Origin of the sequence: Ramlibacter sp. (assembly GCF_036383835.1) — a bacterium.
Taxonomy (GTDB): domain Bacteria; phylum Pseudomonadota; class Gammaproteobacteria; order Burkholderiales; family Burkholderiaceae_C; genus Ramlibacter.
This window is the reverse complement of sequence record NZ_DASVNN010000060.1, coordinates 21493-29938: the sequence shown is the minus strand read 5'-3', so window position 1 is coordinate 29938 and position 8446 is coordinate 21493. Positions and strand designations below refer to the sequence as shown.

Here is an 8446-nt window from a genome sequence, read left to right as displayed (position 1 = left end):
CGTCTGCGCCTCCAGCCCGCCCACGCCCCAGCCCAGCACGCCGATGCCGTTGATCATGGGCGTGTGGCTGTCGGTGCCGATCATGGTGTCGGGCACGACCCAGCGGCCGTCGTCGCGCTGCTCCGTGGTCACCACGGTGGCGAGCTGCTCCAGGTTGATCGTGTGCATGATGCCGGTGCCCGGCGGATGGATGCGCACGTTGCGCAGCTCCTGCGAGGCCCAGCGCAGGAAGCGGTAGCGCTCCGCGTTGCGCCGCATCTCGTGCTGCAGGTTGACGCTGGCGGCATCGGGCCGCGCGTAGACCTCCACGGCCAGCGAATGGTCGACGGACACGTCCACCGGCAGCACCGGATTGAGCTGGCGCGGATCGGCGCCGGCCTCGGCGAGCGCGTCGCGCATGGCGGCGACGTCCACGAGCGCGGGCGTGCTGGTGGTGTCGTGCATCAGCACGCGGCCCGGCTGGAAGGCGATCTCCGCCTCGCTGTGGCCCGTGGCCAGCCAGGCGAACAGGGCCTCGACGGCCTGCTCGCGTTCGGCGCCGCGCATGTTGCGCTCGGCGTTCTCCAGCAGGATGCGCAGCACCATGGGCAGCCGCGGCAGGCGGTCGCCGTGCCGCGCCGGCAGGTCGACGATGCGGTGGTCGGCCCCGCGGAAGGAAAGGAGTCCGGAGGCCGGAAAGGCACTTTGTGGCATGCGGTGATTTTGCATTTTTCATCGATCAAATGCAATAATGACCTCTCCACCCCTGGAGACATCCCTTGCACTCGCGCCGAATCCTGCTCGCGGCGGCTCTCGCCGCCTCCCTCTTCCCCGCCACCGGCGCCTTCGCGCAGACGTGGCCGTCCAGGCCGATCACCATTGTCGTGCCCTTCTCGCCGGGCGGCGGCGTCGACGCGGTCGCCCGCCTGCTCGCGGAGAAACTGCGCGCGAGCCTCGGCCAGTCCGTGCTCGTCGACAACAAGGCCGGCGGCAGCGGCATGATCGGCGCCATGGCGGTGGTGAAGGCCGCGCCCGATGGCCACACCCTGCTGCTCGGCTCGGCCGGCGAGACGGCGATCAACGCCTTCGTCTACAAGGGCCGTATGCAGTACGACCCCTTCAAGGACCTCGCGCCGATCACGCTGGTGACCCGCGTGCCGAACGTGCTGGTGGTCGCGCCCGGCCTGCCCGCGAAAAACGTCGAGGAACTGGTCGCCTACGCGAAGAAGAACCCGGGCAAGCTCACCTATTCCAGCAGCGGCGTCGGCAACCCGCAGCACCTCAACGGCGAGCTGCTGGAAGAACTGGCGGGCGTGCACATGGTCCACGTGCCGTACAAGGGCGCGTCGGGCCAGCTGGTGGACGTGACCACCGGCCAGGTCGACATGACCTTCGTGAGCTACGCCGCGGCGCGGTCCTTCCTGCAGGCGGGCAAGGTGCGCGCGCTGGCGGTCACCTCGGCCAGGCGCGCGAGCTTCGCGCCGGACCTGCCCGCGATCGCCGAGTACAAGCCGCTGGCGAAGTACCAGCTGGAGAACTGGTTCGGCCTGTTCGCCCCGGCCGGCACGCCCGATGCGATCCAGCAGAAGCTCAATGCGGCGGTGGCCGAAGCGCTGCGCGATCCCGAGCTGGCCAAGCGCCTGCGCGAACAGGGCGGCGAACCGGCCGCCATGGGCACGGCGCAGTTCCGCGACTTCATCAAGACCGAGTCCGCGCAATTCGCCCGCATCGTGCAGGCAGCGAAGATCACCGCGGAATAGGCGCGCCTTCCACCAGCGTGCGCAGCCGGCGCACCGCCGAATCCGGCGCGCTGAGCACCGGCTGCCGCGTGCGCGACTGCACTTCCTGCAACGCAGTGGCAGTGGAGAAATGCGCCAGCAAGATGGCGTCGCAATGAGCGAGCCGCGGCAGCGCGTCCGCGACCAGGCGATCGTGCCGCGCGACATCCCCCGCGCGCGCCGCGGCCATGGCCTCCGGCACGCACACGGTCTCGATCGTCACGGCACTCCCGAGCCCGCGGGCACGCGCCAGGAAGGTCTCTTCCATCGACGGCACCGCCGCCGCGAAGGTGGCGATCATGCCGATGCGATGGCCGCAGGCGATCGCTTCCGCGAACATCGCGTCGTCCGGCTTCAGCACCGGCAGCGGCAATTGCGCCGCCGCCGCATCGATCGCCGGCGCGAACGCCGAACACGTGAACAGCACGCCCTGCGCGTCGGCGGCGGCATGCTGCGCCAGCCGCAGGATGCGGGCTCGGATCGCTTCGGTGATGCCGCCTTCGCGTTCCAGCGCCGCAGGCAGGCCGTCGTCCAGCAGGTTCGAGCGCTGCGCCCGCGGCCACAGCCGGTCCAGCGCCGCGTGGATCGGCGCCATCGCGGGCGCGACGGCGTGGACGAGCGCGATTCGCGGAGCGCTCATTCCGGCTTGATCCCCTTCTCCTTGATCAGCCGCGACCAGCGCGCCGTCTCGGCGTTGATCAGCGCCGCGAACGCCTCGGGCGAGCCGCCGCCGATCACGTTGCCCGGCTCGGTGATGCGCCGCGCCAGGTCCGGCTCCTGCAGCGCGCGGTTGATCGCCTGGTTCAGCTTGTCGACGATAGGCTTGGGCGTGCCCTTGGGCGCCACGACGCCGAACCAGTTGGAGATCTCCATGCCGGCGATGCCGAGTTCGGCGAAGGTCGGCACGTCGGGCAGCGAAGGCAGCCGCTTCTCGTGCGCCACCGCGAGCGGGCGCATCTTCTGCGTCTTCACGTAGGGCAGTGCCGAAGGCAGCATCTCGAACATGTAGTCGACCTGGCCCGCGAGCAGGTCGTTGATGGCCGGGCCGCCGCCGCGGTAGGGGATGTGCACCGAGAACACGCCGGCATTGGCCTTGAACAGTTCGCCCGCGAGATGGAAGGCGCCTCCCGATCCGGCGGACGCATAGCTCATCTTGCCCGGCTGCGCCTTCAGCGCCGCGACCAGGTCCCTGGCGTTCTTGTACGGCGACTTGTCCTGGTTCACCACCAGCACCAGCGGGCCGCGTTCCAGCAGCGTGACGGGCACCAGGTCGACCTGCGGGTCGAACGGCGTGGTCTGCGGCACCAGCGTGCGGTTCACCGTGAGGGGTGCCAGGTTGCCCATGCCGATGGTGTAGCCGTCGGGTGCCGCGCGCGCGATCATGCCCGTGCCGATGTTGCCGTTGCCGCCCGGCTTGTTGTCGACGACGACCTGCTGCCCCAGGTAGCGCGACATCTTCTCGGCGACCTGGCGGGCCCGCGCGTCGGAGCTGCCGCCCGCGGCATAGGGAACGATGAAGGTGATCGGCTTGGTGGGATAGGCGTCCTGCGCCGCGGCGGACAGGGGGAGCAGCGCGGCGGCGGCCAGCAGGCAGCGACGCGTAACGAAACGATGGATTGACATGTGGACTCCGGTCCGTTGTGGCGAGTACGAAAAAAAAGGAGCGACGGATTGATTGTATTATTTGTGTCTTCGATACAATCTTCGGATCAACCCTGAGGAACGCTCTGTCCATGAAATTCATCGTCCTGCCCTGCGACGGCATCGGCCCGGAAATCGTCGGCGTCTCGGTCCGCGTGCTGGAGGCCGCGGCGTCGCGCTTCGGCGTGCCGCTCGTGCTGGAGGAAGACAAGGTGGGCTTCGACAGCCTGCGCCAGTACGGCACCACCCTGCGCGAGGAAGTGCTGCAGAAGTCCCGCGGCTACGACGGCATCATCCTGGGCACGCAGTCGCATGCCGACTACCCCGCGCCGGAAAAGGGCGGCCGCAACGTCTCGGCCGGCTTCCGCATCGGCCTCGACCTCTACGCCAACGTGCGGCCGGCTCGCACGCGCCCCTTCCTCGAATCGAACATGAAGGCCGGCAAGACGATGGACCTGGTCATCATGCGCGAGGCCACCGAGGGCTTCTATCCGGACCGCAACATGACGCGCGGCTGGGGCGAGGTGATGCCCAGCCCCGACATGGCGCTGTCCACCCGAAAGATCACGCGCCACTGCAGCGAACGCATCGCCCGCCGCGCCTTCGAGCTGGCGATGACCCGACGCAAGAAGGTGACGGCCATCCACAAGGCCAACAGCTTCCACATGACCGACGGCCTGTTCCTCGAGGCCGTGCGCCACGTCGCCAGGGACTACCCGCAGGTGCAGCTGGACGACCTGCTGGTCGACGCTTCCACGGCACACCTGGTGAAGGAGCCGGAACGCTTCGACGTGATCGTCGCGACCAACTTCTACGGCGACATCCTCTCCGACCTGGCCAGCGAGCTGTCCGGCAGCCTGGGCCTGGCCGGCTCGATCATGGCGAGCGACGACCTCTGCTGCGCCCAGGCCCAGCACGGCTCCGCCCCCACCATCGCCGGCAAGGACCTCGCCAATCCCGTCTCCATGATCCTGTCCGTCGCGATGATGGCGCAATGGGTCGGCGACAAGCAGCGCAACGCCGGCCTGCGCAAGGCGGGCGACGCGATGACGGCGGCCGTGGACCGGGTGCTGGAGAACCCCGCAACGCGGACACGCGACATCGGCGGTACCATCGGCTGCCAGGCTTTCGGAGACGCCGTCGTCCGGGCCATCGCTTCCGTGTGAGGACCGTGACCGCTTCCAATCCCCTGCTTCTCGGGTGCATCGCCGACGATTTCACCGGCGCCACCGACCTTGCCAACAACCTCGTGCGCGCCGGCATGCGCGTGGTGCAGACCATCGGCGTGCCGCGCGAGCCCGTCACGGGCGTCGACGCCGTGGTCGTCGCGCTGAAGTCGCGCACCATCCCCGCGGCCGAGGCCGTATCGCAGTCGCTGGAGGCGCTGCGCTGGCTGCAGTCGCAGGGCTGCCGCCAGTTCTACTTCAAGGTCTGCTCCACCTTCGACTCCACGGCCCAGGGCAACATCGGCCCCGTGGCCGAGGCCCTGCTGGAGGCGCTGGGCGCGCCCTTCTGCTGCGTGACGCCGGCCTTCCCCGAGAACGGCCGCACGGTCTTCAAGGGCCACCTGTTCGTGGGCGACGTGCTCCTGAGCGATTCGGGCATGCGCAACCACCCGCTGACGCCGATGACCGACGCGAACCTGGTGCGCGTGATGCAGGCGCAAAGCCGTGGCCGCGTCGGGCTGATCGACCACTCCGTCGTGCGCGGCGGCGCGGCGCCGATCCATGCGCGCATCCAGCAGCTGCAAGCCGAGGGCTACCGCTTCGCGATCGTCGACGCCATCGCCGACCAGGACCTGATGCACCTGGGCCGCGCGCTGGCCGACGCGCCGATGATGGTCGCCGGCTCCGGCGTCGCCATCGGGCTGCCGCAGAACCACGGCCTGTCCACCTCGCACGAGGCCGCCGCCCTGCCGAAGTCGCAGGGCGCCCGCGCCATCGTCTCGGGCAGCTGCTCGGTGGCGACCAACAAGCAGGTGGCCGACTTCATCCAGAAGGGCCTGCCGGCGCTGGCCGTCGACCCACTGCAGATCGCGGCCGGCCGCAACATCGTCGAAGAGGCGCTGGCCTGGGCGCGTCCCAAGCTGGGCAGCGATCCCGTGCTGGTGTACTCCAGCGCGCCGCCGGAATCGGTGCACGCGGTGCAGCAGCAGCTCGGCGTCGGCGATGCCGGCGCGATGGTCGAACACGCGCTGGCGGCGATCGCCAAGGGCCTGGTGGACGCGGGCGTGGGCGAACTGATCGTGGCCGGCGGCGAGACCTCCGGCGCCGCGGTGCAGGCGCTGGGCGTGCAGCAGCTGCGCATCGGCCCGCAGATCGATCCCGGCGTGCCGTGGTGCCATGCGAACGCGACGGCCTGCGGCCGGAACGTGCACGTCGCGCTGAAGTCCGGCAATTTCGGCAGCACCGACTTCTTCACCAAGTCCTTCCGGCAGCTCGCATGAACGAGACCCTCGCCCGTGAAGAGATCTGCCGCGTCGGCCGCAGCCTGTTCGAGCGCGGCTACGTGCACGCCACGGCCGGCAACATCAGCGTGCGGCTGGACGACGGCTTCCTGATCACCCCCACCGACGCCTGCCTCGGCTTCCTCGATCCGGCGCAGCTCTCGAAGGTGTCCCCCGCCGGCCAGCAGGTCAGCGGCGCGCCCGCCAGCAAGACCCTGGTGCTGCACCGGCGCATCTACGAGGCCCACGCTGGCAACGGCGCCGCGCCGCGCAGCGTGATCCACACCCACAGCACGCACTGCGTGGCGCTCACGCTGGACGATCCCCAGGGCGAACTGCTCCCGCCGATCACGCCCTACTTCGTGATGAAGGTCGGCCACGTGCCGGTCGTTCCCTACCACCGGCCCGGCGCCGCGGAAGTCGGCGCGCTGGTGGCGGCGCTGATCGCGCGCTACGCGGCGCAAGGCACGCCGCTGCGCGCCGTGATGCTGACGCGACTGGGCCCCAACGTGTGGCACGACTCGCCGGCGCAGGCGATGGCGGTGCTGGAGGAGCTGGAGGAGACGGCGAAGCTGTGGCACCTGTCGCAGCGGCGGACCCAGCCGCTGTCGCCCGAAGCGATCGCCGAACTGCGCACCTCCTTCAACGCCAGCTGGTAGGCCATGGCGACGGAGGTGCTCAGTCCGCTGGTGCCGAACCTCGCCAGCCGCATCGTGGAGATCATCCGGCGCGAGGACCTGCAGGTCGGCGAGCGCCTGACGGAACAGAGCCTGTGCGACGTGCTGGGCGTCTCGCGCTCGCCGGTGCGCAAGGCGCTGCAGTTCCTCGCCGGCGCCGGCGTCGTGCGCTCCGAACCGAACAAGGGCTTCCAGGTCGCCAGGCCGCCCAAGGCGCTGGCGTCCTTCGCGCTGGAGCAGCCGGCCGATTCGGACGAAGCGCTGTATCTTGCGATCGCCGAGGACCGCCTTGCCGAGGACCTGGAGGAGGAAGTCGGCGAGACGGAACTGATGGAGCGCTACGGCGTGGGCCGGCTGCAGGTGCAGCGGGTGCTCAACCGCCTCGCGCGCGACGGCGTGGTCGAACGCAAGCCGGGCCGCGGCTGGGTGTTCCAGCCGCTGATGAATTCACCCGAGGCGTATCGCGAGAGCTACCGCTTCCGCATGGTCATCGAACCGGCGGCCGTGCTGGAGCCGGGCTACGCGGTCGACGCGGTGGAACTGGAGAAGTGCTACCGCGAGCAGATGGAGCTGCTGGCGGGCGGCATCGACAAGTGGCCGGTGACGGAACTGTTCAAGCCGGGCGTGCACCTGCACGAAACCATCGTCGCCGGCGCGCACAACCGGCTCCTGCTCGATGCGCTGCGGCGGGTGAACCAGGCGCGGCGGCTGGTGGAATACCGGGCGAAAAGGAACAGGGCCGGGATGCGGGCGCAATGCGAGGAGCACCTGGTGCTGATCGACCTGTTGCGGCGGGGTGGACGCGAGGAGGCCGCGGCGTATTTGAAGCGGCACCTCGATGGGGCGCGCGAGCGGAAGGGCGGCGTGCCGCGGAAGTGATCAGGACGGTGGGCAAGCAAGCTTGCCCACCCTACAGGGGAACGGGCGGCTCGTCGCTCGTAGGGTGGGCAAGCTCGCTTGCCCACCATCCCTCACCCGCCCTTCTTCTCCTGAACGAGCTTGCCGAGCGCGGCCCAATCCAGTTCCCCTCGCCCATCGCGCACCAGCTCGTCGAGCAACCCCTCCGCCACCGGCGCCCCCACGAGGAAAGCCCCCGCTTCCTGCGCCGTCTTCAGCGCGATGCGCAGATCCTTGCGCATCAGGTTCACGCGGAACCCCGGCACGAAATCCTCGGTGATCACCCGCTGCCCGTGTTTCTCCAGCACGAAGCTGCGCGCCGTGCCATTGAGCAGCACCTCGCGCATCAGCGCCGGATCCACCCCCTGCGACTTCGCCAGCGCGATGGCATCGGCCACGCCCAGCAGCGCGCCCGCCACCGCCACCTGGTTGCACGACTTCACCGTCTGCCCCGCACCGAGCGCGCCCACGTGCGTGATCGTCTTGCAGAACGCCGCCAGCACCGGGTTGCAGGCCTCGAACGCCTCCGCCGGCCCGCCCACCATGGTGTTGAGCGTGCCGCTGTCCGCGCCCTGCTGGCCGCCGCTGATCGGCGCATCGAGGAAGGCGATGCCTTTCCCGTGCAGGCGCTCGCCGAAGGCGCGCGCCGAGCCCGCCGCGATGGTGCTGTTGTCCACCACGCAGCTGCCCGCCGCGAGCCCTTCGGCCAGGCCGTCCGGACCGAACAGCACCTGCTCCACCGCCGCGTCGTCCGACAGGCACAGGAACACCAGCTTGCACTCGCGGGCCAGCGCGGCCGGCGTCGCATGCGCCTGCGCGCCCGCGTCCACGAAGGGCTGCACGACCTCGGGCCTGCGGCCCTGCACGTGCAGGCGGTAACCGTGGCGCAGCAGGCAATGCGCCATGCCGCGCCCCATGACGCCGAGGCCGATGAAGCCGACCGGCGTGTCCTTGCCGAAGTGTGGTGCCATGGCGGTCATCATCGCACGCCGGTGCGCAGTGGACGCATCGCTGTCCAGCAGCGACAC

The 8446-nt window shown here is 70.0% G+C and carries 9 protein-coding genes; 5 read left to right on the top strand and 4 right to left on the bottom strand.

Features of this window, described 5'->3' with window-relative positions:
- Positions 1-693 (bottom strand): aconitase family protein (locus tag VF522_RS09720; RefSeq protein ID WP_330908050.1); only part of this gene is annotated, 693 nt, incomplete at its 3' end.
- 65 nt (positions 694-758) lie between these two features.
- Here VF522_RS09720 and VF522_RS09715 point away from each other — a divergent pair.
- Positions 759-1739: a tripartite tricarboxylate transporter substrate binding protein gene (locus VF522_RS09715; protein WP_330908049.1), complete on the top strand. Its 981-nt coding sequence runs from the start codon at positions 759-761 to the stop codon at positions 1737-1739.
- Here the strand turns inward: VF522_RS09715 and VF522_RS09710 are convergent.
- On the bottom strand, positions 1726-2397 hold the full coding sequence (locus VF522_RS09710) for an aspartate/glutamate racemase family protein (protein ID WP_330908048.1): 672 nt from the start codon (positions 2395-2397) through the stop codon (positions 1726-1728). The two genes, VF522_RS09715 and VF522_RS09710, sit on opposite strands and share 14 nt — an antisense overlap.
- The gene (locus VF522_RS09705; RefSeq protein WP_330908047.1) at positions 2394-3380 is read right to left on the bottom strand and encodes a tripartite tricarboxylate transporter substrate binding protein; all 987 of its coding nucleotides are present in this window, start codon (positions 3378-3380) and stop codon (positions 2394-2396) included. Before VF522_RS09705 ends, VF522_RS09710 begins: the two co-directional genes overlap by 4 nt.
- A gap of 110 nt (positions 3381-3490) precedes the next feature.
- Here VF522_RS09705 and VF522_RS09700 point away from each other — a divergent pair, with 110 nt between their 5' ends.
- The 4 genes from VF522_RS09700 to VF522_RS09685 are packed head-to-tail and all read left to right on the top strand — an operon-like array spanning position 3491 to position 7400.
- Entirely contained in the window at positions 3491-4564 is a 1074-nt protein-coding gene (locus VF522_RS09700) for an isocitrate/isopropylmalate dehydrogenase family protein (RefSeq protein WP_330908046.1), read from the top strand.
- The gene (otnK, locus tag VF522_RS09695) at positions 4561-5844 is read left to right on the top strand and encodes a 3-oxo-tetronate kinase (protein ID WP_414709486.1); all 1284 of its coding nucleotides are present in this window, start codon (positions 4561-4563) and stop codon (positions 5842-5844) included. The genes VF522_RS09700 and otnK overlap by 4 nt, the downstream gene beginning before the upstream one ends.
- The gene (locus tag VF522_RS09690) at positions 5841-6503 is read left to right on the top strand and encodes an aldolase (RefSeq protein ID WP_330908044.1); all 663 of its coding nucleotides are present in this window, start codon (positions 5841-5843) and stop codon (positions 6501-6503) included. The genes otnK and VF522_RS09690 overlap by 4 nt, the downstream gene beginning before the upstream one ends.
- A 3-nt stretch (positions 6504-6506) precedes the next feature.
- Positions 6507-7400: a GntR family transcriptional regulator gene (locus tag VF522_RS09685; RefSeq protein ID WP_330908043.1), complete on the top strand. Its 894-nt coding sequence runs from the start codon at positions 6507-6509 to the stop codon at positions 7398-7400.
- Positions 7401-7492: 92 nt separating this feature from the next.
- Here the strand turns inward: VF522_RS09685 and VF522_RS09680 are convergent, their stop codons facing one another.
- The gene (locus VF522_RS09680) at positions 7493-8389 is read right to left on the bottom strand and encodes an NAD(P)-dependent oxidoreductase (protein WP_330908042.1); all 897 of its coding nucleotides are present in this window, start codon (positions 8387-8389) and stop codon (positions 7493-7495) included.
- Between the last annotated feature and the right edge of the window lie 57 nt (positions 8390-8446).

Excerpts from the sequence above, each read along its gene's own strand:
- VF522_RS09680 (WP_330908042.1), bottom strand. The coding sequence starts at position 8,389 with ATGGCACCACACTTCGGCAAGGACACGCCGGTCGGCTTCATCGGCCTC.
- VF522_RS09690 (WP_330908044.1), top strand. The coding sequence starts at position 5,841 with ATGAACGAGACCCTCGCCCGTGAAGAGATCTGCCGCGTCGGCCGCAGC.
- VF522_RS09710 (WP_330908048.1), bottom strand. The coding sequence starts at position 2,397 with ATGAGCGCTCCGCGAATCGCGCTCGTCCACGCCGTCGCGCCCGCGATG.
- VF522_RS09685 (WP_330908043.1), top strand. The coding sequence starts at position 6,507 with ATGGCGACGGAGGTGCTCAGTCCGCTGGTGCCGAACCTCGCCAGCCGC.
- VF522_RS09700 (WP_330908046.1), top strand. The coding sequence starts at position 3,491 with ATGAAATTCATCGTCCTGCCCTGCGACGGCATCGGCCCGGAAATCGTC.
- VF522_RS09705 (WP_330908047.1), bottom strand. The coding sequence starts at position 3,380 with ATGTCAATCCATCGTTTCGTTACGCGTCGCTGCCTGCTGGCCGCCGCC.